We start from the raw sequence: 24163 nt of genomic DNA, 5'->3' as shown, positions 1-24163 counted from the left end.
TCAATTGATATATGTCATGTTTCGCAGTATTATACAAAAAATCGAATTTACAGAAAATTCTGAAAACTCAAAAAGTATAAGATGACGACCTCGCCACTGTCCTTGCCCCGCTTTATTCTTCCCCGTGCCGCCAGCCTGGCGCAAGGCGGCGCCGCCTTGCTGTGGCTGCCGCAAGCGGCCTTGCTGGCCTGGGCCGTGCAAGCCATGCTCGATGGCGCACCGTGGCGCGCGGCCCTGTGGCCGGCCGCCGGCGTGCTGCTGCTGGGCGTGCTGCGCGCCGGCTGCGAAGCGTGGGGCGCGCGGCGCATGTATGCGGCGGCGCGCGCGCACCTGTCCACCTTGCGCGGGCAAGTGGCGCAGGCGCTGGCGCGCCGTTCGCCGCTGGACCGCCGGCGCGCGCAGTCGGGCCAGGCGGCCAGCGTCATCGCCGAGCAGGCCGAAGCCATCGTGCCGTATCTGGTGCGCTACAAGCCGGCGCGCTGGAAAGTCATGCTCGTGCCGCTCGTCATCCTCGCCGCCGTGACGCCGCTGTCGTGGACGGCCGCCCTGATCCTGCTCATCGCCGCGCCCCTGATTCCCGTCTTCATGGCCCTCGTGGGCATGGGCGCGCAAGCGGCCAGCCGCGCGCAGATGGTGGAAATGGGCGGCATGAACGCCTTCCTGCTGGACCGCCTGCGCGGCCTGGCCACCTTGCGCGCGCTCGATGCCGTCGATGCCACGGCCGCGCGGCTGGACGCCTCGTCGCAATCCGTGCGCCGGCGCACGATGGTGGTGCTGCGCATCGCCTTTTTGTCGTCCGCCGTGCTGGAACTGTTTTCCGCGCTGGGCGTGGCCATGGTGGCAGCGTTCATCGGCTTCTCCCTGCTGGGCAGTCTCGATTTCGGCACCTGGGGCCGCGAACTGAGCCTGGGGCAGGGCTTGTTCATCCTGCTGCTGGCGCCCGCGTTCTTCGAGCCGCTGCGCGAACTGGCCGCCGTCTGGCACGACAAGGCGGCCGGCGAGGCAGGCCTGGCCGGACTGCACGACCTGGCGGGCGAGGGCGTGCCCCTGCCTGGCTTCGGTGCGGAAGTGGCTGCCGTCTCCGCCGCCGCCATGGCGGTGGCGCCGCCGCCCGCCATTGACATCCATCAACTGCGCTTTGCCCATCCCGGCGAAGCGCCCGTGTTCGACGGCTTCGACTTGAGCGTGCGCGCGGGCGAACACGTGGCCCTGCTGGGCGCCAGCGGCGCGGGCAAGACCACCTTGCTGTCCTTGCTGGCCGGCTTGCTGCCCGCCAGCGGCGGCGAGCTCCGCATCGGCGGTGTGCGCCTGAGCGACAACACCGTGAATACCTTGCGCCAGCGCATGGCGTGGATGGGCCAGCGTCCGCACGTGTTTGCCGCGTCCGTCAGCCAGAACGTGACCCTGGGCCGCGCAGGGGCGCAGGCCGCGCACGTGACGCAGGCGCTGCACCTGGCCGACCTGGCCAGCGTGGCGCAGGCGCAGCCGGCCGTCATGCTCAGCGATGGCGGCCAGGGCCTGTCCGGCGGCGAGGCCGTGCGCCTGGCGCTGGCCCGCGTGGCCCTGCATCCGCATGCGGACTTGCTGCTGGTCGATGAACCGACGGCCCACCTGGACAGCGAAACGGCGGCGCGCGTCACGGACGCCTTGCTGGCCCTGGCAAAAGGCAAGACCATGCTTGTCGCCACGCACGACCCCGTGCTGGCTGGCCGGCTGCAGCGCACGGTGCGGGTCGATGCGGCGACGCAGAAGGAGGAGGCGCGCGCATGAAAACATCCCTGATATCGCATCCCGTCCTGTGGCAATTGCTGCTGGCCCAGCCCCGCAAGCTGGTCGGCGGTGCCATGCTGGCGGCCCTGACGGCCGTGGCCGGCATGGCCTTGCTGGGCTTGTCCGGCTGGTTCATCACGGCCACCTCGATCGCCGGCCTGCATGCCTCGACGGCCATCCTGTTCGACGTCTTCGGCCCGTCCGCCGGCATCCGCCTGCTGGCCATCGGCCGCACGGGCTCGCGCTATGCGGAGCGCCTCGTCACGCACGACGCCACGTTCGCCGCGCTGGCCAGTATCCGCGTGCAACTGTTTCGCGGCTGGTCGCGCCCGGAAGCGGCCAGCCGCCTGCTGCGCCAGCCCGCCAAGCTGCTGTTCCGCCTGACGGCCGATATCGACGCGCTCGAATCGCTGTACCTGCGCCTGCTGGTGCCCGCCTTCACGGCACTGTGCGCGGCCCTGCTGGCCGGCGTGGCGCTGGGCGCGATGCGGTGGCAGCTGGGCCTGGGCCTGGCCGCGTGGCTGCTGGCCGCCGGCGGCGGCATCAGCTGGGTCGTGGCGCAGCGCGCCCGCCGTCCCGCCATCGTGCGTACACGCGCCATCGAAAAGCTGCGCTCCGGCACCATCGACCTGGTGGCCGGCCAGACGGACCTGGTGATGGCCGGCCGCATCGGCGCCCACTGCGCCGCGCTGGCGCGCATCGACGCCTCGCTGGCGCAGGCCGATGTCGCCCTGCTGCGCCTGGAGACGGCGGCCGGCGCCGCGTACGGCGTGGCGGGCAGCGCGACCCTGGCAGGGGTGCTGCTGGCCGTGGCCGCGCTGGTCGAACAGCAAACGATGAGTGTTCCGCTGGCGGCCCTGGCCTTGCTGATCGCCCTGACGGCCGTGGAACCGTTTGCGGGACTGCGCCGCGGCGCGCTGGAAGCGGGGCGCATGCTGCTGGCCATGCGCCGCCTGGCTCCGCGCCTGGATGCTCCGGAGGCCGCCGCGCCGCCGGCTGACAGCGCACCGGGCTTGCGCCTGGAGCAGGTCAGCGCCGCGCATGCGGGCAGCCGTGTCGCCATCTTGCATGACGTATCGCTGCACATCGGCGAGGGTGAGCGCGTGGCCTTGATCGGCCCCAGCGGCGCGGGCAAGTCCACCTTGCTGGCCATCGCCGCGCGCGAGCTGGCGCCCCTGTCGGGGAGCGTCAGCGCGCCGCGCGCCTGCCTGTTCACGCAGAAGACGGAACTGTTCCAGGACAGCTTGCGCGACAACCTGCGCCTGGCCGACCCGTCCGCCAGCGACGCGCAGCTGTGGGCGGCCCTGCAGGCGGCCGGCCTGGATGACGAGGTGCGTGCCTTCGCGGGCGGCCTGGACACCCTGCTGGGCGAGGGGGCTGGGCTTGTCCGGCGGCCAGGCCCGCAGATTGGCGCTGGCGCGGCTGTTCCTGCACGCATCGACCTTGTGGCTGCTGGACGAGGCGACGGAAGCGCTCAATGCGCAGACGGCGATCGATGTCCTGCAGCGCCTGCGCGCGCGCAGCGAAGGGCGCAGCTTGCTGATCGCCACCCACTTGCGGCGCGAAGCGGCACTGGCGGACCGGCTCGTCAGCCTGCGCGACGGCCGTATCGTCGGCGAGGCGCGCCGTGGCACGCCAGCCTTCGAGGTGGCGCTGGCGGGCCTGCGCGCAGATTAAGGGATCAAGGAAGGACTGGAGACACAGGCGGTGCCGCACGCCAGCCTGAAGGCGGCGGAAGCAATCGGATTGCATCAGATAGATACCAAGAGATACCAAGTTTACACACAGTAGGGAAATACCAAGGAAATCATATGGACTTCGATATTGTCGCTTTATCCAGACTGCAGTTCGCGCTGACAGCTCTGTACCACTTTATTTTCGTTCCGCTGACGATAGGCCTGTCAGTGATCCTCGCCATCATGGAGACGGTCTATGTGATGACGAACCGCCCCATCTGGCGCGACATGACCAAGTTCTGGGGTGTCTTGTTCGGCATTAACTTCGCCATGGGCGTGGCGACGGGCGTCGTCATGGAATTCCAGTTCGGCATGAACTGGAGCTATTACAGCCATTACGTGGGCGACATTTTCGGCGCGCCGCTGGCCATCGAGGGCTTGATGGCTTTCTTCCTGGAAGCGACCTTCGTCGGCCTGTTCTTCTTCGGCTGGGACAAGCTGTCGAAGCGGGGCCACCTGGTCACCACCTGGCTGGTGGCCATCGGCTCGAACTTCTCGGCCCTGTGGATTTTGATCGCCAACGGCTGGATGCAAAATCCCGTCGGCGCGGCCTTCAATCCGCAGACCATGCGCATGGAAGTGACGGATTTCGGCGCCGTGCTGACGAACCCCGTGGCACAGGCGAAATTCGTGCATACGGTGTCGGCCGGCTATACGGCGGCGGCCATCTTCGTGCTGGGTATTTCCGCCTGGTATCTGCTGAAGGGCCGCCATGTGCAGCTGGCCAAGCGCTCGATGACGGTGGCCGCCTCGTTCGGCCTGGCCGCCACCTTGTCGGTGGTGGTGCTGGGCGATGAAAGCGGCTACCTGTCGTCCGAACATCAAAAGATGAAGCTGGCCGCGATCGAAGCCATGTGGACCACGGAGCCGGCGCCCGCCGCCTTCACGGCCATCGGCTTTCCCGACGCGAAAGCGCGCGAGACGCATTACGCCGTGCACATCCCGATGGTGATGGGCTTGATCGGCACGCGTTCGCTGACGACGGAAATTCCCGGCATCGAGCAATTGGTCGACCGCGGCGAACTGCTGATCCAGGATGGCATCAAGGCGTATGACGCGCTGCAAACCATCCGCAGCGTGGCGCCAGGTGCGCCTGTGCCGCAAGAGGCGAAAGACATGTTCGAGTCGAAAGGCCAGTCCATGGGCTATGCCTTGCTGCTGAAACGCTATGTCGACGATCCGCGCCAGGCCACGCCCGAGCAGATCCGCCAGGCAGCGCTCGACACCGTGCCGCCCGTGGGGCCCCTGTTCTGGTCCTTCCGCGTGATGGTGGGCCTGGGCATGTTCTTTATCTTGTTGACCGGCACCTTCTTCATCCTGTCGACGCGCCGCACCCTGGACAAGCACCGCTGGCTGCTGAAGCTGGCCGTGTTCGCCATCCCGTTGCCGTGGGTGGCCATCGAGGCGGGCTGGATCGTGGCCGAAGTGGGCCGCCAGCCGTGGGTCATCGAAGGCGTGCTGCCAACGGCCGTGGCAGTCTCCAACCTGGGGGCGTCGACGCTCCTGATTACCATCGCCGGCTTTGCCGCCATCTACACCGTGCTGTTGATTATCGAGATGAAGCTCATGCTCAAGGCCATCCGCAAGGGGCCGGAAGAGACGCCGCGGGCTCCCGTGCCAGCGGCCGCAGCCATTCATACTCAACGCGCCTGAGGAGGGCCAGACCATGATTTTGCATGAAATGATTTCGTATGAAACCCTGCGCCTGATCTGGTGGCTGCTGATCGGCATCCTGCTGGTGGGCTTTGCCATCACGGACGGCTTCGACCTGGGCACGGGCATCCTGCTGCCGTTCGCCGGGAAGACGGACCTCGAGCGCCGCGTCATCATCAACAGCATCGGTCCCGTATGGGAAGGCAACCAGGTGTGGCTGATCCTCGGCGGCGGCGCCATCTTTGCCGCCTGGCCGCAGCTGTACGCCGTCTCGTTCTCGGGCTTTTACCTGGCCATGTTCGTCATCCTCGTGGCGCTGATCGTGCGTCCCGTGGCCTTCAAATTCCGCAGCAAGCGCGAAGACCCCCGCTGGCGCGCCCGCTGGGACGCGGCCCTGTTCGTGGGCGGCTTCGTGCCGGCCCTGATCTGCGGCGTAGCCATCGGCAACGTGCTGCAGGGCGTACCGTTCCGTTTCTCGCCGGACATGCATATCTTCTATGACGGCACGTTCTTTGCTTTGCTCAATCCGTTCGCGCTGCTGTGCGGCCTCGTCTCGGTGGCCATGCTGGTGATGCATGGCGCCACCTGGCTGCAAGTGAAAACGGACGGTGCCGTGGCGGAACGTTCGCGCCGCTACGGCAGCGTGGCGGCAATCGCCACGGTCGTGCTGTATGCGCTGGCCGGCGTGGCCCTGTGGCTGTGGGTCGATGGCTACCGCGTCACCAGCGCCGTCGTCGTCGATGGCCCGTCGAACCCGCTGCTGAAAACGGCGCAGGTGCACGTGGGCGCCTGGTTCCTCAACTTTGCCGCCCATCCGTGGACCTGGATCGCCCCAGCGCTGGGTTTGCTGGGCCCCTTGCTGGCGTTCGGCTTGCTGCGCGCGCGCCGCGAAGTGCCCGCCTTGCTGGCCAGCGCGGCCAGCATCGCCGGCATCATCCTCAGCGTGGGCGCGGCCATGTTCCCGTTCATCCTGCCATCGTCGATCGACCCGCGCGCCAGCCTGACCGTGTGGGATTCCTCGTCCAGCCACATGACCCTGTTCATCATGCTGGTCGTCACCGCCGTCTTCATTCCCCTCATCGTGGCGTACACGACGTGGGTGTATAAAGTGCTGTGGGGCAAGGTTGATGAAAAAGCAATCAAAGACGACAGCGGTCACGCCTACTAAGAATCAACGAAAGGATATAACTATGTGGTATTTTGCCTGGATACTGGGACTTCCGCTGGCGGCGACTTTCGCCGTGCTCAACGCGATGTGGTATGAAATCGCCGATGGCGACACGACGCCCGAGCAGTACCGCGACACGCCGAACTAGTCGCGCCTGAATTTGATCTGCCCCGCCCGGTGCAATGGTTTTGCCATTGCCGCCCGGCGGGGCATTTTGCTTTATGCAAGCAACATGAGAGGTAGGTCGGATGAGCGGAACGCGTCATCCGACAGGCGCAGCCGGCGGCGCCTGTGTCGGCTTACGCCCTGCGGACTAAGCCGACCTACTGGCGGGCGTCTTGGGCGCAGGTTTCGGCACGGCAATGGCGATCGGGTCGCTGGCCGGAAAGCTTTCCTTCAGCGCTTCATCGAGCGCTTCCTCGGCATGGCTTTCGCTGGCCGGCGTGGGCGAATCGCGCTCCGGTGGCGGGGCGGGCGTGGTGGCGGCGTTGGTGCTGGAATGCATGATATTCCCCTCGCGGTGGTGCGCCATGGGGCCGGGGTGGCCTTGGCGCGGACTGATGCATCCAGCCTAGCACATCGCGCAGGAATGGCGCGCCGGATGCGCCTGCCGCAGGAGCGGATGGCGGCGTCTGCTACACTGCGCTCCACTTTTAGCTACGGAACCGCCATGACTTCCATCTCCCTGCCATACCGCGCCACCGCCTTTGACGCCTGCGCCTGGCTGGCGCAACAGACGGGCACCCCGTGGACCCTGGCGCGCCTGCTCGAGCAGGGCGGCTTGCCGTACGTCTGGCTCGATTACAGCGAGCAGTGGAGCGAGCTGTTCCATGACGGCGTGACGCGCTATGCGGCGCCCGTCGTGTTCATCGAGGACAAGCAGCACCTGGCCTCGGGCGCCGGCGACGTGTGGCTGCGTTTTACGCGCGACTCCAGTAACATTGCCATCGAACTCAAGGCGCCGGGACTGCGCGTGCCGCTGGGCGGCCTGCACTTCCAGGAGCGCGATCTCTTGCGTTTGCTCAAGGAACTCCAGCATCCGCCGCCGGCCGAAGCGGAGTCGGACAAGGCGCTCGTGGTCTTGCCCAGCGCCTTGAAAGGCCTGGGGCGCGAGCAGATTTTGACCGCCTTTGCCGGCGTGGGCAAGGTCGACCTGGACCAGGGACTCGCCAGCGGCGTGGGCATCTTCGGCGACGATGGCGCGCGCGTGCGCAAGAATTCGCGCGGCGGCAAGAACAGCCATTTGTGGCATCCGGTGACCCTGGCGTTCGGCTTGCACGACGTGCACCGCGTGCCGATGGCGCACCTGAAAAAGGCCTTCGCCACGCAACCGTTGCTGCGCGAGTGGAAGGCGGACTGGCTGGAATCGCTGCGCCTGCTGGGCGAGTGACCTTATAACTCGATGGGCGCGACGTCCGTGCCGATATCGGGCGCCGCGTAATGCATGCTGAAATACACGAAAGCGCCGATATTGAGGGCGACCGTGATCCAGAACACGATGCGGAACGAGCGCTTGCTCGACTTGTGGCGCAGCCATTGCTGGGCCAGCACGGCGCCCGGCCAGCCGCACAGCAGCCCCAGCAGCAGCAAGGTGCGCTCCGGGGTGCGCCAGCGGCCCCCTTTTGCGGCCGACTTGTCGATCGCATAGGCAACGAAACAGCTGAGGCTCAGCACGCCATATGCGAGGGCGACCAGGACGGGAATGTGGAAAAAGAACGTGGCCAGCAGATACAGGACGACAAAAAACACGATGACAAGGTAGGGCATAGGATGTGGTGGCTTGAACGAGGGCGTGAGTATCCCACACGGGGAGCGATGCCGCCGCCTAAAATAAACAGCCTTGCGCCGTATCGATGTGCACGGCGCGCCTGCGGGCGTGGCCCGTCTTCAGCGCTTCGCGGTCGCTGGACAGGGAAATGCCTTCCAGCGCCAACAGGGTTTCCTTGGCATGCAGGCCGCCCGCAAAGCCCGTCAGCTCGCCCGTGGCGCCGACGACGCGGTGGCAGGGGGCGATGATGGAAATGGGATTCTTGCCGTTGGCGGCGCCCACGGCGCGCACGGCGGCGGGACGGCCGATCTGGCGCGCGATCTCGCCATAGCTGCGCGTCTGGCCGTACGGTATCGTCAGCAGTGCGCGCCACACTTCCTGCTGGAATGGCGTGCCGGCAAAATCGAGCGGCACCTCAAAATGCTGGCGCGTGCCGGCAAAATATTCATCCAGCTGGCGCGCCGTTTCCTGCAGCACGGCGCAACCGTCATCGACGCGCAGCGCGCCCAGGCGCACGCGGTTCGGCTTGTCGTTTTCCCACAGGATGGCGGCCAGGGCTTCCCCGCGCGCCACCAGGGTCAGTTCGCCCACGGGCGAGGGCACCACGATGCAGTCGTATTCCATGTTCGTTCCTCGGTCAGATGGCGCCAGTGTAGCAGGATGGCGGCAGCCTGCGTATTGCGTGTAGGATAGTGTTTTATCGACATGGAGCACCGGCTTTGACGACGATCCCCACCTACGAGACCATCCGCGCCATTGCCCAGCGGCTGGTACGCGAACGCTATCCCACGGCCGTGGCGGCCATCATCGGCGGCTCGTTCGCCACGGGCCGGCAAACGCCTACTTCCGATATCGATTTGCTGCTGCTGTTCGAGCACGTCGATTGCGCCTGGCGCGATACCATCGTGGCCGAGGGGCGCACGGTGGAACTGTTCGCGCACGACGTGGCCACGTTCACGTATTTTTGCAAGGAAATGGATGCGCCCGGCGGCACGGTGCCGCTGGCGATGATGGTCGTCGAAGGGGAAAACATCGTCGCCGCCGGCGACGCCTACGCGCAGCTGCACGCGCTGGCGCACGCCTTCGTCACGGCCGGGCCGCCCGTGCTCGACGCGGAAAACCTGCAGCGCCGGCGCTACGCCATCACCACCGCGCTGGAAGACCTGGTCGACAGCACGCACCCGGGCGAGGCGCTGGCCGTCGCTTGCCAGCTGTACCAAGCGCTGGCCGACCTGCACTTGCGCGCGGCGGGGCAATGGAGCGGCGGCGGCAAGCACCTGTTCCGCCGCCTGCAGGCGGTCGATCCCGCGATCGCCGGACAGCTCGACGGCGCGCTGCGCCTGGCCGCCGGCGACTTGCCGGCCGGCCAGCGCGCGTTCGGGCAAGTCGCCGCCGCCGTGCTGGCGCCCGTGGGCGGTCCCTTGCTCGACGGCTTTACCCTGCCGGCGCCCGCGCACTGGCGCTGCGAACGGGGATGAGTCTTACTGCTGTGGCCAGCGCTGCGGATAATGCTGCTTGATGTAGTCGGCGACGGCTTTCACGTCGGCATAGCCGGCATTGCCGCGCCAGGCCGTGTACATGAAGCCGTTGACGCCCGTCACGCCATTGCTTTCCGCCTGCGCCAGCGCCTCCATCCAGGAATGCACATTGCCGGTTTCGAGGGCGCGGTCGTCATAATAGCCGGCGATCATTTGCCGATGCCCGAGGCCATGGAAGAATTCCAGCGATGCCTTGCGCTTGGCGGTTCCTTCATCGCTCCAGTTGACGATGATCGTCGTCGCTTTCAAGCCTAGCCATGAGTTGCTGAGGTCGCCGTTGACGGCCCAGTATTTCGGAATGGCGTTCATCTTCGGATCGAACATGTCATTCCACACATACAGTTCCAGATTCGGATACGCTTGCAGCAGGGTTTCCTGGTGTTTCTCGATCATGTTCGCCAGGTATTTGCCGGCTGTGATGTTGCCGCAGGCAGGATCCCAGTTGAGCACCCGATTTTCATCATAGTAGAGGAAGAATTTTGTCGGGGCGTCGAGCAGACCGTGGATATTGTCGTAATATTGTTTCTGGATATCGAAGAATTTCTGATAGCAGGCGCTGGCCGGCGTACCCCACATGGCCGTCATGTTCTGCGCCGACTGATAGGCCGATACGCGCAGGAGGGCACCTTCGCCGATGCTGCTTTGCGCGGGAAGGCTTAGCGCTTCCGTGTCGACGACATAATCGAGCGATTCCACATATGTGATGCTGCCGTCTTCCGACTTGACCGTGACGGGCAAGGTCGCGGGATTGCGCCGTATCGTATGGGCCAGGCCGATCTGTTTGATTTCCAGATCATCGAGCCAGACGGTCCCGGCCTGCAGCAGATTCGCCTTCCAGCTGCCTATGTACAAATATGTCAGGGGATTGTTCCCCGTATTGAAGTCCAGATTATATTGTTTCCAATCCTGCGTGCTGGCCAGCGTGTTGCCGCTGCCATTCCAGGCGCCATTCTGCGTACCCCATCCCAGCCCGGCGCTGGCATTCGAGTACATGGGGGCCTTTGCCGTGGGGTCGGTAATTTGTATCCTGAAGGCGGCATCGGGATGATAGTCTTCAGTCTTGACCCAGAACGATGCGCGGTAGGCGGTATTCGGGCGCAAATTGTTTAACTTGCGGTGCAGACGGGCCATATTGCTGTCCCCAGCCTTGCTGAATTTAATCGAGCGCTGGCCCGTGTGCGCGACCGTATTGTCGACAACGCTGTTGCCTACCGTTTTTTCAAACAATTCCCATGCCGGGCTGTTGTTTTCAAAACCGGGATCGTCGATGACCGACATGCCGACAGGCACCGCGCGCCTGCCTTGCACGATGAACGGCGTATCGATGGTCGGCAAGGCCTCGATCAAGTCGGGCGCGGCGCTAACGGGGACTTCCGGACCGCCGCCGACCGGTATCAATTCGATGCCGTTATCCTTGGCCGCTTGTAGCACCAGGGCGAAATTGGGGAAGTAATTCGGATATCTGGCCGCCGTGGCGGGATTGAGCATGGCTACATAGGACCCGCTGCCACCCGCATTGAGCGCGATGCCGTTATAGCCTTCTGCCTTGGCCAGATGTATCAGTTCGATGACTTTGTTGAAACTGGCATCAGCTGTGGAAGCTGCCGCCGTAATATTGCCGCCGTAATAAATCCAGCGTTTTTCAAAGCAGTTCGTGCAAGGTGGCGTCGCCCCGTTTGCGGAAACCAGGGGCAGTACGCTGGCGCATAACGTCGCCAGCGCCGTCCAGATAATCGTCTCTTTCATCTTCATCAGATATCCCTGTTTTAAATTTTTGATAATATCAAAAAATTATCAACGTGGGCACGTCTGCAGGATGATTGCCGGCTATTTCTATTCCATATCAATGCATGCGCTATCGCGCAAGCCATTGCCATTCAAGACACGGCGGGCACGGCGGACAGGGCCGCATCCGCCGTGCCGGCGATGCTGCTACGATTCTTTAAAACGCCGTGCGCACGGCCAGGCTGATGTTGCGCGGTTCGCCCCAGAAGACGCCGTCGAAGAAGCCCACGTTGCGGTAGTACTTTTTATCGAGCAAGTTATTCACGTTCAGCTGTACGCTGGCGTGGCGGTTGATGGCATAGCTGGCCATGGCGTTGACCAGTGTATAGCCCGCTTGCGGGATGTTGGTGATGGTTCCCGATGGCGGACGGCCGTACCACGATTCGCTGTAGGTGGCGCTTTGCGCCGTCATGCTGGCGCCCGCCCTCAGGCCAGCCAGGCGGCCGTCGAAGCGGTAGCTGGTGGCCAGGCGCAGCAAATGGCGCGGCTGCGTGGTGGCGGCGCGGCGGCCATCGGCCTCGGCCGCGTGCAGATAGGTATAGCCGCCGCTCGCTTCCCAGGCGGGAGACAACTGGCCGGAGACATCGAATTCCACGCCCTTGGCCGTCACGCCCTTGCCATTGGCCACCATGGCCTGGCCGCCGTCGGGCAGCAGGAAGCCGGGCGGCACGCTGCGGTCGAGTTCCGCCAGGTTCTTTTTCTTCGTGTGGAACAGGGCGGCCGACGCATTCAGCTTGCCCTCATAAAATTCGCCCTTGATACCCAGTTCCGCATTGTCGCCCGTTTCCGGCGGCAGGAACTTGTTGTTGCGGTCCTTGCTCGTTTGCGGGTTGAACAGCTGCGTGAAGCTGGCATACGCGGAATATTGCTTGTTGATATCGAACACGGCGCCCACGTAGGGCGTGACTTCATTGCGCGTTTCGGCAAAGTCGCTATTGTCCGTGTGCACGCCCCGCGTATCGTAGTTGCGCGTATCCGTGCGGTAAGTGCTGCTGCGCGCGCCGATGATCAGGTGCAGCGGGTCGGCCAGGCTCAAGCGCGTGGCCACGTAGCCGCCCGCCAGGCGCGTCACGGTTTCCGTGTGCGAGCCGTCCGGATGAAACACGGGGCGGGGAATGTTGCCCGTCCAGCTGCGGTAATCGGGGACGAAGTTCGGGTAATTGATTTCCGCCTCGCCGCCCAGCGAGCGGGCGCGCTGGTTGCCGCCGTTCCAGCCGGCGATGGCCGTATGCTTGCGCCCCAGCAAGGTGAAGGGGCCGCTGGCGTAGACGTCGAAATTGTCGCCCGTATTCTTGCCGGCGCCATACGCCCCCGTCCACAGACGCATGCCTTCGCCCGTGGCCGGGTCGGGATGACCCGCGCCCGCATAGGCGACGGTGGTGCGGTTCGTGCTTTCCGTGCGCGCATAACCGAGATGCAGATTCCAGTTGCCGGGCAGGTGCTGGTCCAGCGAGGTGAAGATGGTGTGCTGCTTGTTGGCCCAGGTGCTCCATGGCGTCGTGAGGCTGGTGTTGCGCGGCAAGTTCGCCAGGCTGCCATCCGCATTCCAGTAGGGCACGGCGCCCCAGGTGGCGCCCGTGGGCTTGTTGTCCTGGAAGTCGACGCCCGCCGTCAGCAGGGTGCCGGGGCGCACGTCCGCCTCGACGATGAGCATGCCGACCGTCTTGCGTTCGTGATACATGTCCAGGTAGGAATCGCGTTTTTGCCAGGCCAGGGCCGTGCGCGCGCGCACGCTGCCATCGGCGTTCAGCGGCGTGGAGAGGTCGGCCTCGATCCTCTGGTCATCCCAGCGTCCCATGATGAGACCGGCGCTGGCCTGGAATTCCTTCCCCGGCCGCTTGCGTATCATGTTGATGGTGGCCGACGGGTCGCCCGTGCCACCCATCAGGCCGGTGGCGCCGCGCACGACCTCGATGCGGTCGTACAAAATCGTGTCTTGCAGCGGCGCATTGCCGCCGCGCGCCATGCCGTCGATCTGGATATTGTTGATGCCGAAGCCGCGCGCATAAAACGTCGTGCGCTCCGTGTCGTTCTGGCCCACCTGGATGCCCGTCGTCTGCGCCAGCGCCTGGTCCAGCCGCACGGCGCCCAGGTCGTCGAGCAGCTGGCGCGTGATGACGCTGACCGACTGCGGCGTCTCGCGCAGCGACAGGTCCATGCGCGTGGCGCTGCGGGCTTCGCCAGCCGTGTACGACTGCGTGCCTTCCGTGGTGGCCATTGACTGGCCCAGCACGGTGACGGCGGGCATGGTCACGTCAGCCGGGGCGGCGTCGGCGGCCAGTGCGGGCAGGGCCACGCCAGCGGCAAGGGTGAGCAGACTGATGTGTAGTAGATGGGGCAGGGGGCGCAAGGCGGGCAGGCGCGAAGAAGAGAGGACGGTGGTCGATTGCATTATTTTCCTGGTGTATTTTTAGTCGTGAGGGTTCCTATCTCGTCTGGCGAGTGGCGCAGTGGCTGGGGGGATGGCGTGACGCTGGCCCGGGATCTGGCTCGGATAGCAGTTCCGCCCGCGCATGGCGGCGGAAAGGTCGTGCATGATTCCTGTCATGATTTGTGAATAAGAATCATTATCAATATAATGGGTATTTGCCAAATAATCAAGCGCGCGCACCAAAATAGTGCAGGTGGCGGAGCGCAGGCAGCCCAAGGGCGGCGCATCGTCCGGCCTTCTGCGATAATGCAGGCGCTGACAAAATATTTTCCTTAATGAAAGAAATGCATGCGTACATGGATCGCCTGTGCCGGATGGTTGTGTGTCGTGTCGCTGGGCCAGGCCCAGGAGCACGCGCCGCCGGCCGTGCCCGCGCCGCTGCAGAGCGCCAGCGCGCCGCCCGCCGCCGCAGTCGTTCCGCCCCCTTGCGCCGGCCACGCCCGCTGCGCCAGCGCCGGCGGTGAGCGCAGAGGAAGCCCTGCCATCGCAGACGGTGACGATCACGGCCAGCAGCGACGCCAAGGCGCCGCGTGTGCGTTTCACGGCTTACCGCGACAGTTATCTGACGGCCCGGAAAGTGTGGCAAGTGTCGAGCGGCAGCGTGGTCATGGCCCTGCGCCTGATTCCTGCCAAGCTGAGCGCCACCATCGACGACGTGCGCGTGGCCTTGCAAGGCAATGGCGCCCCCGTGCCGGTCAAGGTGTCGGCCGGCGGCGTGTTTGTCGTGCCGCTCAACGATGATATCGCCGCGCAGGATGGCACGTTTTTGGTGAACAAGGGCAGGGGCGAACTGACGGCCAATATCGTGCTGCAGCCGTCCGTGGCGCGCGATGCCTGGAACGTCACGCGCGTGGGGCAAGTCCTGCACGACGCCCGCCGCGCCGTGCGGGCCATTACGCCGTGGTACAAGCGGCCGTTCGCCAGCGACGTGCAAGCGCTGGCCTTTTGCGCGGCCGAGCGGGGCAGCGCCTTGCAGTTGATGGATGGCGAACAGCTGATCGCCACCCTGCCCATGAACGAGGCGGCCGTCAACGACATCAACCAGCCCGTGTTTTGCAAGATTTTCGACGGCGAAGACAAATATCCGGGACACTACCGCGTGGTCTTGCCCGAGCAGGCGACGGTGCTGTTGCTGTAATTAACTGCTAGTTAGGCTGGCGCTGCACCAGTTCCAGCGCCGCCGCCAGGGCCAGGTCCATGGTGGCCTGGTGGAAGATCAGCCATTGCGGCAACAGCGACAGCGCATGGCGGCCCTGTTCCAGGTCGCCTTCATCGACGGCGGCCCAGGCATGGTGCAAGCCGCTGAGGACGCGCGCATGCTGTTCGCGGTGATTCGCCAGCGAGGGAAAGCCGATTTGTTCCATCAAATCCTCTTCCTCGCGGAAATCGCGTTCGACTGCCGCGATCAGGTCGCGAAACGCCACGCTGAAATGCTGGTCGCTCAATTGCCCCAGCCGCGCCAGCTCCTGAAACAGCGCCTCATGCGCCTCGTCGATGGCGGGAACGCCCAGCGCCATCTCCTCTTTCCAATACGATTTACCCATGCGGATGCTCCCCGTTAAGTCCGCCGCGGTGCGAAACGGACTGTTCCAGTGTGGGCGCAGCGAAGGGCGAAATCCATGATCTGGATCAAAGTATGGTGAAGAGGGGATCAGGAAAGCCGCCGGCGAAGAGAACAAATTCCCACCCGCAACAAAGCGGTTTTTAAAGCTGAACACCACTAGCGAGCGCCGCTGAAAAACGCCGCCGGCAAGGCGTCTTTGACGCAGACAGTACGCTAGTACGGCAAGTCAAAGCAACGCAGCCAGCGGCGCGCTTGTTCAACTGCCCTCAGCCGCGCGTATTACTGCTTGGGCCAGTGGGCCCACATGCCCTGCGCATCCACATTCGGCACCTGCATCTGCTGCCCGGCCGACGTCTGCATCGCGTCGCGCAGCACGAGGGGCACGAGCATCAGGGCCGACAAGGCAAGGCAGAGCAGCACTTTGAGCGTCAACATGGTCGTCTCCCGGTGTCCCGGCGGCGGCGCGGGGATGCGGCGCCTGCCGGTCACGTCCTATGTACTACCATGCTTGCAGTTTAGTTCATCTGATTGAAACTTCAACTAGTTGCTGTGATGCACTGCACCAGTTGCCGATCGTGACGGCTCTTATTTTGCCTTGCGGCTGCGCCGTGGCTTGCCCGCGGGAGGCAGGAAGGAGTCGAACCACACTTGCGTCAATTGCCGCGTATTTTTCGCCGCCTCGCGCTTGACGGCGGCCGTCGCATGGCCGCGCGCCGTGTTGGCGATGCGGTTGGCGGCGCTCAGGTACATGCTCATCCAGGGGTTTTTCATGGCTAGCCTCGCAGACAGTGGGTGGGGCGGCGCGCATGTTGCCATGCCGCGATGCCCCCACTGTAGTCCGATGGCTGGCCATGACCGTGCGCCTGCCCACATAGCCGGGCGGTGCCGGCGGCGGGCTGATGCAGATCAATACACGTCGCGGCGGTAGCGTCCGGCCGCCAGCAGGGCGTCGAGGCCGTCCTGGCCCAGCACTTCTTGCAGTACAGCATCGATTCCCGTCGCCATGCCTTGCAGGCTGCCGCACACGTAGACGATGGCGCCTTGCGCCAGCCAGCCGCGCAGCTCGCCGGCGTTGGCGCGCAGGCGGTCCTGCACGTATTCGCGTTTGCCGCCATCGTTGCCGTCGCGCGAAAAGACCAGGTCCAGGCGCGCCAGGTGGCCAGCGTCCAGCCAGCCTTGCAACTCTTCGCCGCAGACGCTGTCAACAGCTTGCTGGCGCTCGCCGAACAGCAGCCAGTTGCGGGCCAGCCCCGCCCGCTGGCGCGCGCGCAGGTGCGCCCGCAGGCCGGCCAGGCCGGAACCGTTGCCGATATAAATGCAGGGCATGTCGACCAGGGCGGGGGCGAAGGCAGGATTGGCTTGCAGGCGCAGGCGGATGGGACTACCCAGCGGCGCGAAGCGCGTGAGCCAGCCGGAACAGACGCCGTAGCCCCCGTTTTCGCCGCCCGCGTGGCGTTCCTGGCGCACCAGCAATTGCAGTTCGCCATCGGACGGCAGCGACGCGAGCGAATAGCTGCGCGGCGCATGCGGGGCTTTGTGCTCACCTTGCGCGTCGCCTTCGCTGCCATCCGCGTTGCACCCGATGATTTCCGCCAGCGCGCCCGCTTCCCAGCTGGCATCGATCGGACCCGTCAAGGTGATTTCATGCAGTTCGCCGCCCAGGCTGCCCGGGTTCAGCAGCACGCGGCGCGCCAGGCGCCACTCTGCATACGATGCCTCTTCCTGCACGCCGATGGCATCGATGGCGCTGCCGCTGCAGCGGGCCAGCGCTTGCGACCAGGCGGCCAGGGCGGCGGGATCGTGCTTGTCCACTTCAATCAGCGGGAACATAGGCTTGGCGCCCAGCGCGCGCAATTGCTGTTCCAGCGCATGGCCAAAGCCGCAGAAGGCGCTGTAGTGGCGGTCGCCCAGGGCCAGCATGCCGAAATCCAGGCCGGCCAGCGGCGTGCCCGCCGTTTGCTGCAGCAGGCGCGCGAAGCGGCGCGTGCCGTCCGGCGCCTCGCCTTCGCCAAAGGTGCTGGCGACGATCAGTGCCCGTTCATACTGGCGCAATTGCGCGGGATCAAGCTGCTCCAGCGACTGCACGTCGACGGCCACGCCCGCCTGCTGGAGGGCGCGCGCGCTTGCCAAAGCCAGGCGCTCGGCCTGTCCCGACTGGCTGGCGTAGGCTACCAGGGTGGGCAAGTCCGTGTCCGTCTTGCCCGGCGCGCCGGCGCCCAGCAGCGCGCGCTGCGCCTGCACGGCCCGCTTGGCTTTGCGGCGGCCCAGGTACAGCATCCAGCCCGTAACGGCGAACAGGGGCAGGCCCAGGCTGGCCAGGGTGACGATGATGCGGCCGGGCAAGCCAAAATACGTGCCCATGTGCAGCGGATAAATGATGTTGACGAGGCGTGCCCCCAGCGCCTGCTGGCTGTACGGTTCGTTTTCCGTGCGCGTGCCGTCGGCCGGCGCAATGCTCATGCGGCTGCGCGCCCGTTCGTGCGGCGCATCGCTGGCCAGCCACGTGAATTGCACGGCTTCGCCGGGGCGCACGGGCAGGCGCACGGTGGCCAGGGTCCAGCCGGGGGCGTGCCGCTGGAAGCTGGTCCAGGCCAGGCCGATGTCGACGGGCGGTGCATCTTTCTTAGCTGAACCCTTTTTCGTGGGCGCCTGCGCCGTGCGCGGGGCTTGCCGGCCCAGGCGTCGATATTGTCGCGCACTACGTCATAGCTCCAGTAAATGCCCGTCAGGGTCAGCGCCACATAGACCACCAGGCACCAGGTGCCGGCCACGGCGTGCAGATTCCACAAAAAGGAGCGGCCTTTTAATGCCGGGTCGAAGGTCAGCCACGTGCGCCAGTCCAGCGGGCGGCGGGGCCAGCGCAGGTACAGGCCGGAGAGTGCCAGGCCCAGCAGGCACAGGGCCAGCGCGCCCGCCACTTGCCGGCCCGGATCGCGCGGCAGCAGCAGCCAGCGGTGCAGCGATTCCGTCCACTCGAAAAATGCCGCGCCCGCCAGCGCCGGCTGGGTCGCGCCCGTGTACGGGTGCAGATAAATGGACTCGCCGCGCCGCTGGCCGTTTTTTGGCGCGAAGAACAGCCGCGGCGCCGCGCCCGCTTCTGCATACACGGTGACCGAGGCGACGCGCTGGCCGCGTTCGGCCGCGGCGATGCTTGCGAGCTGGGCCGGCGTCAGCGGGGCGCGCGTTTCCACGGGAACATGGCGCACGCCGGGGTTCATGACATCGAGCAGTTCATCCTTGAAGGCCAGGGTGGCGCCGCTCAGGCCGATGATTACCAGCACCGTGCCGGCCGTGATGCCGATGAACCAGTGCAATTGAAACCACAGCTGCTTCCAGTTCCAGTGCCAGCGCCGTTGTTGCGCGACGGCGGCAAGCTGGCGCCGCTGGCCGGTTTCCGGCGCCTCATCGGCGCCGGCGCGCGGCAGGGAGTGTGGCAGGGAGGAGGTCGTCATGGCGGCTTTCGATAGCGCCGCCATGCGGGGCGTCAGGCATGGCGGGGAAGAAGGAAGGCTGACATGGTAACGCAAACGAGAATCATTCGCAAATGGTGGCGCCCTATTTTCGCGGGACGGGCCCCATCCACGTTTGCCTGATCAGGCCCTATAGGCGCTACAATAGGGATACTGTTCACTAGTTCCCATTGCTGCCATGACCACTTCCACACCGAATCTCGTCGTCACCCCGTCCGCCCACCCCTTGTCCGACGCCGAGCGCGCCGCGCGCATGGTCAATCCCGCCTTCGGCCGCATCTTCACGGACCACATGGTGGTGATTCCTTACCGCGACGGCAAGTGGCAGCAGGGCGAACTGAAGGCTTACGGCCCGCTGATGCTGGACCCGTCCGCGTCGTCCCTGCACTACGGCCAGGCCATCTTCGAAGGTTATAAAGCGTTTGCCCAGCCCGATGGCAGCATCAAGACTTTCCGTCCGGAACAGAATGCCGAGCGCTTCAACCGCAGCGCCGCGCGCCTGGCCATGCCGGCCATTCCCGTCGAGCTGTTCCTGGAAGCGGGCGACGCGCTGATCGCGCAAGACCGCAACTGGGTGCCGAAGAACACGGGCGAGAGCCTGTACATGCGTCCGCTGATGATCGCCACCGACCCCTACCTGGGTGTGCGCCCATCGGAAGAATACCTGTTCGTGCTGTTCGCCTCGCCGGCCGGCGCCTACTTCCCGAAAGGCGTGAAACCCGTCACCGTGTGGATCAGCGAAGACTTCGTGCGCGCCGCGCCGGGCGGCACGGGTGAAGCCAAGTGCGCGGGCAACTACGCGGCCAGCCTGATGGCCCAGTCGCAAGCGCAAGAGAAGGGCTGCGACCAGGTCGTGTGGCTCGACGCCGTGCACCGCGAATTCATCGAAGAGATGGGCGGCATGAATCTGTTCTTCGTCTACAAGGATGGCGAGAAGATCACCGTCGTGACGCCGGAATTGACGGGCACCTTGCTGCCAGGCATTACCCGCCGCAGCCTGCTGGAAATGGCGAAAGACCTCGGCTATGCGACGGAAGAGCGTAAATTGTCCGTCCAGCAATGGCGCGACGACATCGCCTCGGGTCGCATGACCGAAGTGTTCGCCTGCGGCACGGCCGCCGTCATCACGCCCGTGGGCGTGGCCAAGGCCAACGGCTTTGAAATGACCATCAACAACAATGAAAACGGCGCCGTCACCCTGGCCCTGCGCGAAGCCCTGCTGGGTCTGCAGCATGGCACGGCACCGGATACGCATGGCTGGATGCATACCGTCTGCTAAGTTGATGGTGTAATTTCACTACCGCGCCGGCACCCAGTTGCCGGCGTTTTTATATCTTGAAGGAAATACGATGAAAATTCGCTCTATCCTGCCTGCCTTGGCCGCCGTTTTCCTCAGCCTGTCGGCAGGTGCCGTCCACGCGGCCGATGCCGCCTGCGCCATTCCCCGCAACGTCAGCTACTACGATTACGACGTCAAGCCGTCGGACGAGAAAAACACCTGCTACAAGCAAAGCACGAACGTGCCCACCGATTACTTCATGCTGGCACTGTCGTGGTCGCCCGGCTTTTGCGACAGCCAGCGCCGCCGTGGCGCAGTGTCGAAGAAGGCCGCCTTCCAGTGCGCCGAGAGCAACCACTTCGGCTGGATCGTGCATGGTTTGTGGGCGCAGTCGGCCAATCCGGCCACCTGCGAAGACATTTCAGTGACGCCGCCGCGCAGGACGGAACTGCATCCGCGCTATTGCAAGGGCAATTTGCCGAAGCTGGCGCCGTCGGACATTTTGCCGTACATGTGCATGCAGCCCGGCGAAGCCTTGCTGCAGGGCGAATGGGAAAAGCATGGCGCCTGCGATTTCGATACGGCCAAGCAGTATTTCGAAAAGGAACGCGAACTGTTCCAGGCCTTGAAGTTGCCGGACGGCACCATGCCGAAAAACGAACTGTTCCAGTGGATGAAGCAGCACAACCCGCAGCTGAAGGGCCGCTGGCTCGGCTATGAAAAGCACTCGGGCGAGTTGCGCATCTGTTATTCGAAAGATTTTAAAGTGATCGACTGCCAGAAGTAAGCTTGCCAGTCCTGCAGGTTTCTTACATACATGTTAGTGTATTGTCCGGATCAGCAAGATGAACAGGTAGTGTATTTATGCAGCAGCGGCACACGCAACCCGTCATGGTTGGCGAGGACGGCTTGCCGCCCGGCGCCCGTTTATGGGCCATGCTGGCGCTGGCCATCGGCGTGGGCATGGCCTCGCTCGATACGGCGATCGCCAACACGGCCTTGCCGGCCATCGCCAGCGAGCTGCGCACGACGCCGGCCGCCTCCGTCTGGATCGTGAATGTCTACCAGCTGGCCATGGTGGCGACCTTGCTGCCGTTTTCCGCCCTCGGCGAAATCGCCGGCTACCGGCGGGTGTTTATCTCCGGCATGTTTTTATTTACTTTGGCCTCGCTCGCCTGCGCACTGGCCTGGTCCTTGCCTTCGCTGGTGGCGGCGCGCCTGTTCCAAGGCGTGGGCGCCAGCGCCATGATGAGCGTCAACACGGCGCTGCTGCGCGCCCTGTACCCGAAACATTTGCTCGGCCGCGCGTTCGGCAACAATGCGCTGGTGGTGGCCGTCGCGTTCGCCATCGGGCCCACGGCCGCCTCGCTGATTTTGGCGACGGCCTCGTGGCCATGGCTGTTCGCCATCAATGTGCCGCTGGGCGTGGCCGGCTTTTTCCTCGCCAGCCGCATGCTGCCGGCGACAAAACTGTCCGGCCACACGCTCGATGCGCGCACGGCGCTGTACAACGTGGGCGCCTTCGGCTTGCTCATCTTGCTGTTCGGCGACGCGGCCCATCACGCGTCCAGCGCCGTCCTGCTGGCGGAACTGGTGGCCGTGGTGGTCTTTTTTATGTTGCTGCTACGCCGCCAGGCGGGACATGCGGCGCCGATGCTGCCGATCGACCTGTTCCGCCGTCCCCTGTTCTTGCTGTCGTCGCTGACGGCCATCTGCACGTTTGCCGCGCAGGGCCTGGCCTTCGTCTCGCTGCCATTCTATTTTGAAGTGACCCTGGGCCGTTCTCCCGTCGAGACGGGATTCTTGATGACGCCGTGGGCCGCGCTGGTGGCCGTGATGGCGCCCGTGGCCGGGCGCCTGAGCGACCGATACTCGCCGGGCGTGCTGGGCGGCATTGGTCTCGCGGCGCTGGCGGGCGGCTTGCTGACCCTCGTGTGGATACCGGCGCATCCGAGTGCGTTCGACATCGGCTGGCGCATGGCCTTGTGCGGCATCGGTTTCGGCTTCTTCCAGGCGCCGAACCTGAAAGCCATCATGGGCAGCGCGCCGCCCGAACGGGCAGGCGGCGCCAGCGGCGTGGTAGCCACCTCGCGCCTGATCGGGCAGGCGACGGGCGCGGCGCTGGTCGCGTATTGCTTCACTGTGTCGGCCAGCCGGGGCACGACGTATGCGCTGTGCCTGGCGGCAGGGTTCGCCGCCGTGGCCAGCATCGCCAGCTTTGCGCGCCTGGCGGTGGCGCAGCCGGCGTGGCTGTCGGGCAAGGGCGGTTAATTTATCACAAGAATCAGACGTCGATGGCCTTGTCTGAGTGCATGCGCTTGCGCAATTCGAACTTCTGGATCTTGCCCGTCGACGTGCGGGGCAGGGGGCCGAAATATATGGCTTTCGGCACCTTGAAGCCGGCCAGGTTGTTCTTGCAGAAGGCGATCAATTCCGCTTCCGTCACCGTCGCGCCTTCGCGCAGTTCGACGAACGCGCACGGCGTCTCGCCCCATTTCTCGTCGGGCTGGGCGATGACGGCGGCGGCCAGCACTTGCGGGTGATGGTACAGCGCATCTTCCACTTCCACGCTGGAAATGTTCTCGCCGCCGGAAATGATGATGTCCTTGCTGCGGTCCTTCAGCTTGATGTAGCCGTCCGGATACATGACACCGAGGTCGCCCGTGTGGAACCAGCCGCCCGCGAACGCTTCCTGCGTCGCCTTTTCATTTTTAAGTAACCCTTCATGCAGATGTTGCCACGGAACATGATCTCGCCGATCTGTTCGCCATCGGCCGCCACGGGCTGCATGGTTTCCGGGTCGAGCACGGCGACGGCGCTTTGCAAGTGGTAGCGCACGCCCTGGCGCGATTTGAGTACGGCGCGCTCTTCCTGGCTCAGGGCCGTCCACTCGTCCTGTTCGGCGCAGATGGCGGCGGGGCCATACACTTCCGTCAAGCCATACGAATGGATCAAGTCAAAGCCCATGGCTTCGATCTTCGCCACCATGGCCGCCGGCGGCGGCGCGCCGGCCACCATGCCGCGCACGGTCCAGGCTATGCCGTCGCGCCAGTTGGCGGGCGCGTTGGCCAGCGCCGCATGCACGATGGGCGCCGCGCAATAGTGGGTGATGCGCAATTCGCGCATCAGGTCGAACACGAGCTTGGGCTCGAACTTGCGCAGGCACACGTTCACGCCCGCGCGGGCGGCCACGGTCCACGGGAAGCACCAGCCGTTGCAGTGGAACATCGGCAAGGTCCACAGATACACGGCATGCTTGGGCATGTCCCATTCCAAGATGTTCGACAGGGCATTCAATGCCGCGCCGCGGTGGTGGTAGACCACGCCTTTCGGGTCGCCCGTGGTGCCGGACGTGTAGTTGAGGGCGATGGCGTCCCACTCGTCGGCAGGCGGCTGCCAGTCGTAATCGGGGTCGCCCCCGGCCAGCAAGGTTTCGTAGTCGAGGTCTGAAAACGCGTCCACTTCCGGTCCCAGCACGTCGTTGACCTGGATCACGCGCAAGCCGGGAATCTGCGCCGCCATCTGGCGTGCCAGCTCGGCAAATTCCGTGTCGGCCAGCAAGACTTTCGCCTGGCCGTGGCGCAGCATGAAGGTCAGCGAGGCCAGGTCGAGGCGGATATTGAGCGCATTGAGGACGGCGCCGGCCATGGGGACGCCAAAGCTCGCTTCTACCATGGCGGGCGTGTTCGGCAGCATCACGGCCACCGTGTCGCCCGTGCCCACGCCCAGCTTGATCAGGCTTGACGCCAGGCGGCGCGTGCGCGCATACGTTTCGCGCCACGTCTGGCGCAGGCTGCCATGTGCAATTGCCAGGCGATTGCCATATACTGCGGCTGCCCTGGCGATATAGTCGAGCGGGGTGAGGGCGGCGTAGTTGGCGCTGTTTTTGCCGAGGCCCGTGTTGAAATCAGCAGTCATGCTTGTCTCCTGTTAAATAAAATTCTGCAGCTCCCTGTTTCGGGATTGATAGGGGTGAGCATAGCACCGGCGCTGGAAAATCA

General features: G+C 65.0%; 20 protein-coding genes and 2 pseudogenes. 11 read left to right on the top strand and 11 right to left on the bottom strand.

The window, feature by feature from the left end:
• Positions 1-81: 81 nt before the first annotated feature.
• The 5 genes and pseudogenes from cydD to cydX all read left to right on the top strand — a co-directional run bounded on the left by cydD (position 82) and on the right by cydX (position 6475).
• The gene (gene cydD / locus ACRHIG_RS22555; RefSeq protein ID WP_489627975.1) at positions 82-1770 is read left to right on the top strand and encodes a thiol reductant ABC exporter subunit CydD; all 1689 of its coding nucleotides are present in this window, start codon (positions 82-84) and stop codon (positions 1768-1770) included.
• Positions 1767-3447 (top strand): annotated as a pseudogene (locus ACRHIG_RS22550) (amino acid ABC transporter ATP-binding/permease protein). The gene cydD and the pseudogene ACRHIG_RS22550 overlap by 4 nt, the downstream one beginning before the upstream one ends.
• 134 nt (positions 3448-3581) lie before the next feature.
• Positions 3582-5159 carry a cytochrome ubiquinol oxidase subunit I gene (locus tag ACRHIG_RS22545; RefSeq protein ID WP_489627974.1) on the top strand — a complete coding sequence of 526 codons (1578 nt, stop codon included), beginning with the start codon at positions 3582-3584 and terminating at the stop codon, positions 5157-5159.
• Positions 5160-5172: 13 nt separating this feature from the next.
• Positions 5173-6327 (top strand): cytochrome d ubiquinol oxidase subunit II, encoded by a 1155-nt coding sequence (cydB, locus tag ACRHIG_RS22540; protein ID WP_489627973.1) that lies wholly within the window; start codon positions 5173-5175, stop codon positions 6325-6327.
• A gap of 22 nt (positions 6328-6349) precedes the next feature.
• Positions 6350-6475 carry a cytochrome bd-I oxidase subunit CydX gene (gene cydX / locus ACRHIG_RS22535; RefSeq protein ID WP_092712907.1) on the top strand — a complete coding sequence of 42 codons (126 nt, stop codon included), beginning with the start codon at positions 6350-6352 and terminating at the stop codon, positions 6473-6475.
• Between the two features lie 165 nt (positions 6476-6640).
• Here cydX and ACRHIG_RS22530 read toward each other — a convergent pair whose 3' ends face one another.
• Positions 6641-6832 (bottom strand): hypothetical protein, encoded by a 192-nt coding sequence (locus ACRHIG_RS22530; protein WP_475416193.1) that lies wholly within the window; start codon positions 6830-6832, stop codon positions 6641-6643.
• Between the two features lie 165 nt (positions 6833-6997).
• On the opposite strand from ACRHIG_RS22530, the gene ACRHIG_RS22525 reads away from it, so the two are divergent.
• Entirely contained in the window at positions 6998-7717 is a 720-nt protein-coding gene (locus tag ACRHIG_RS22525) for a hypothetical protein (protein ID WP_489627972.1), read from the top strand.
• Between the two features lie 2 nt (positions 7718-7719).
• Here ACRHIG_RS22525 and ACRHIG_RS22520 read toward each other — a convergent pair whose 3' ends face one another.
• Both ACRHIG_RS22520 and ACRHIG_RS22515 read right to left on the bottom strand, forming a co-directional pair.
• Positions 7720-8094: a DUF1294 domain-containing protein gene (locus ACRHIG_RS22520; RefSeq protein WP_475416191.1), complete on the bottom strand. Its 375-nt coding sequence runs from the start codon at positions 8092-8094 to the stop codon at positions 7720-7722.
• A gap of 58 nt (positions 8095-8152) precedes the next feature.
• Complete coding sequence (locus tag ACRHIG_RS22515) at positions 8153-8719, bottom strand: methylated-DNA--[protein]-cysteine S-methyltransferase (protein ID WP_475416190.1); 567 nt, start codon at positions 8717-8719, stop codon at positions 8153-8155.
• Positions 8720-8814: 95 nt separating this feature from the next.
• On the opposite strand from ACRHIG_RS22515, the gene ACRHIG_RS22510 reads away from it, so the two are divergent.
• Positions 8815-9573, top strand: coding sequence for a nucleotidyltransferase domain-containing protein (locus tag ACRHIG_RS22510; RefSeq protein WP_489627971.1), 759 nt, complete (start codon positions 8815-8817; stop codon positions 9571-9573).
• A gap of 3 nt (positions 9574-9576) precedes the next feature.
• Here the strand turns inward: ACRHIG_RS22510 and ACRHIG_RS22505 are convergent, their stop codons facing one another.
• Together ACRHIG_RS22505 and ACRHIG_RS22500 are read right to left on the bottom strand one after the other, a co-directional pair.
• A complete protein-coding gene (locus tag ACRHIG_RS22505) occupies positions 9577-11385 on the bottom strand; it encodes a carbohydrate binding domain-containing protein (RefSeq protein WP_489627970.1) in 1809 nt (602 codons plus the stop codon).
• 190 nt (positions 11386-11575) lie between these two features.
• Positions 11576-13810 (bottom strand): TonB-dependent siderophore receptor, encoded by a 2235-nt coding sequence (locus ACRHIG_RS22500; RefSeq protein ID WP_489627969.1) that lies wholly within the window; start codon positions 13808-13810, stop codon positions 11576-11578.
• A 499-nt stretch (positions 13811-14309) separates the two neighbouring features.
• Between ACRHIG_RS22500 and ACRHIG_RS22495 the strand changes: the two genes are divergently transcribed.
• Positions 14310-14987, top strand: coding sequence for a hypothetical protein (locus ACRHIG_RS22495; RefSeq protein ID WP_489627968.1), 678 nt, complete (start codon positions 14310-14312; stop codon positions 14985-14987).
• A 7-nt stretch (positions 14988-14994) separates the two neighbouring features.
• Here ACRHIG_RS22495 and ACRHIG_RS22490 read toward each other — a convergent pair whose 3' ends face one another.
• From ACRHIG_RS22490 to ACRHIG_RS22470, 5 genes are all read right to left on the bottom strand, one after another.
• Positions 14995-15393, bottom strand: a complete 399-nt coding sequence (locus ACRHIG_RS22490; RefSeq protein WP_489627967.1) for a bacteriohemerythrin — start codon at positions 15391-15393, stop codon at positions 14995-14997.
• Between the two features lie 299 nt (positions 15394-15692).
• Positions 15693-15848, bottom strand: a complete 156-nt coding sequence (locus ACRHIG_RS22485; protein WP_175445243.1) for a hypothetical protein — start codon at positions 15846-15848, stop codon at positions 15693-15695.
• Positions 15849-15998: 150 nt separating this feature from the next.
• The gene (locus tag ACRHIG_RS22480; RefSeq protein ID WP_219136259.1) at positions 15999-16184 is read right to left on the bottom strand and encodes a hypothetical protein; all 186 of its coding nucleotides are present in this window, start codon (positions 16182-16184) and stop codon (positions 15999-16001) included.
• Between the two features lie 135 nt (positions 16185-16319).
• The gene (locus tag ACRHIG_RS22475; protein ID WP_489627966.1) at positions 16320-17957 is read right to left on the bottom strand and encodes a sulfite reductase subunit alpha; all 1638 of its coding nucleotides are present in this window, start codon (positions 17955-17957) and stop codon (positions 16320-16322) included.
• Positions 17870-18865: a PepSY-associated TM helix domain-containing protein gene (locus ACRHIG_RS22470; protein WP_489627965.1), complete on the bottom strand. Its 996-nt coding sequence runs from the start codon at positions 18863-18865 to the stop codon at positions 17870-17872. The genes ACRHIG_RS22475 and ACRHIG_RS22470 overlap by 88 nt, the downstream gene beginning before the upstream one ends.
• Positions 18866-19061: 196 nt before the next feature.
• Between ACRHIG_RS22470 and ACRHIG_RS22465 the strand changes: the two genes are divergently transcribed.
• The 3 genes from ACRHIG_RS22465 to ACRHIG_RS22455 all read left to right on the top strand — a co-directional run bounded on the left by ACRHIG_RS22465 (position 19062) and on the right by ACRHIG_RS22455 (position 22433).
• Positions 19062-20162, top strand: coding sequence for a branched-chain amino acid aminotransferase (locus ACRHIG_RS22465; protein ID WP_489627964.1), 1101 nt, complete (start codon positions 19062-19064; stop codon positions 20160-20162).
• Between the two features lie 70 nt (positions 20163-20232).
• Entirely contained in the window at positions 20233-20949 is a 717-nt protein-coding gene (locus ACRHIG_RS22460) for a ribonuclease T2 family protein (RefSeq protein ID WP_489627963.1), read from the top strand.
• Positions 20950-21026: 77 nt separating this feature from the next.
• Complete coding sequence (locus ACRHIG_RS22455; RefSeq protein ID WP_489627962.1) at positions 21027-22433, top strand: MFS transporter; 1407 nt, start codon at positions 21027-21029, stop codon at positions 22431-22433.
• Between the two features lie 13 nt (positions 22434-22446).
• On the opposite strand, the pseudogene ACRHIG_RS22450 reads toward ACRHIG_RS22455, so the two are convergent.
• Positions 22447-24080: pseudogene (locus ACRHIG_RS22450) on the bottom strand (acyl-CoA synthetase).
• Positions 24081-24163: the final 83 nt, after the last annotated feature.

Source organism: Janthinobacterium sp. C22 (assembly GCF_057919405.1).
This window is presented reverse-complemented; position numbering and strand designations above follow the sequence as displayed.

Excerpts from the sequence above, each read along its gene's own strand:
- cydD (WP_489627975.1), top strand. The coding sequence starts at position 82 with ATGACGACCTCGCCACTGTCCTTGCCCCGCTTTATTCTTCCCCGTGCC.
- ACRHIG_RS22545 (WP_489627974.1), top strand. The coding sequence starts at position 3,582 with ATGGACTTCGATATTGTCGCTTTATCCAGACTGCAGTTCGCGCTGACA.
- cydB (WP_489627973.1), top strand. The coding sequence starts at position 5,173 with ATGATTTTGCATGAAATGATTTCGTATGAAACCCTGCGCCTGATCTGG.
- cydX (WP_092712907.1), top strand. The coding sequence starts at position 6,350 with ATGTGGTATTTTGCCTGGATACTGGGACTTCCGCTGGCGGCGACTTTC.
- ACRHIG_RS22530 (WP_475416193.1), bottom strand. The coding sequence starts at position 6,832 with ATGCATTCCAGCACCAACGCCGCCACCACGCCCGCCCCGCCACCGGAG.
- ACRHIG_RS22525 (WP_489627972.1), top strand. The coding sequence starts at position 6,998 with ATGACTTCCATCTCCCTGCCATACCGCGCCACCGCCTTTGACGCCTGC.
- ACRHIG_RS22520 (WP_475416191.1), bottom strand. The coding sequence starts at position 8,094 with ATGCCCTACCTTGTCATCGTGTTTTTTGTCGTCCTGTATCTGCTGGCC.
- ACRHIG_RS22515 (WP_475416190.1), bottom strand. The coding sequence starts at position 8,719 with ATGGAATACGACTGCATCGTGGTGCCCTCGCCCGTGGGCGAACTGACC.
- ACRHIG_RS22505 (WP_489627970.1), bottom strand. The coding sequence starts at position 11,385 with ATGAAGATGAAAGAGACGATTATCTGGACGGCGCTGGCGACGTTATGC.
- ACRHIG_RS22500 (WP_489627969.1), bottom strand. The coding sequence starts at position 13,810 with ATGCAATCGACCACCGTCCTCTCTTCTTCGCGCCTGCCCGCCTTGCGC.
- ACRHIG_RS22490 (WP_489627967.1), bottom strand. The coding sequence starts at position 15,393 with ATGGGTAAATCGTATTGGAAAGAGGAGATGGCGCTGGGCGTTCCCGCC.
- ACRHIG_RS22485 (WP_175445243.1), bottom strand. The coding sequence starts at position 15,848 with ATGTTGACGCTCAAAGTGCTGCTCTGCCTTGCCTTGTCGGCCCTGATG.
- ACRHIG_RS22480 (WP_219136259.1), bottom strand. The coding sequence starts at position 16,184 with ATGAAAAACCCCTGGATGAGCATGTACCTGAGCGCCGCCAACCGCATC.
- ACRHIG_RS22470 (WP_489627965.1), bottom strand. The coding sequence starts at position 18,865 with ATGACGACCTCCTCCCTGCCACACTCCCTGCCGCGCGCCGGCGCCGAT.
- ACRHIG_RS22465 (WP_489627964.1), top strand. The coding sequence starts at position 19,062 with ATGACCACTTCCACACCGAATCTCGTCGTCACCCCGTCCGCCCACCCC.
- ACRHIG_RS22460 (WP_489627963.1), top strand. The coding sequence starts at position 20,233 with ATGAAAATTCGCTCTATCCTGCCTGCCTTGGCCGCCGTTTTCCTCAGC.
- ACRHIG_RS22455 (WP_489627962.1), top strand. The coding sequence starts at position 21,027 with ATGCAGCAGCGGCACACGCAACCCGTCATGGTTGGCGAGGACGGCTTG.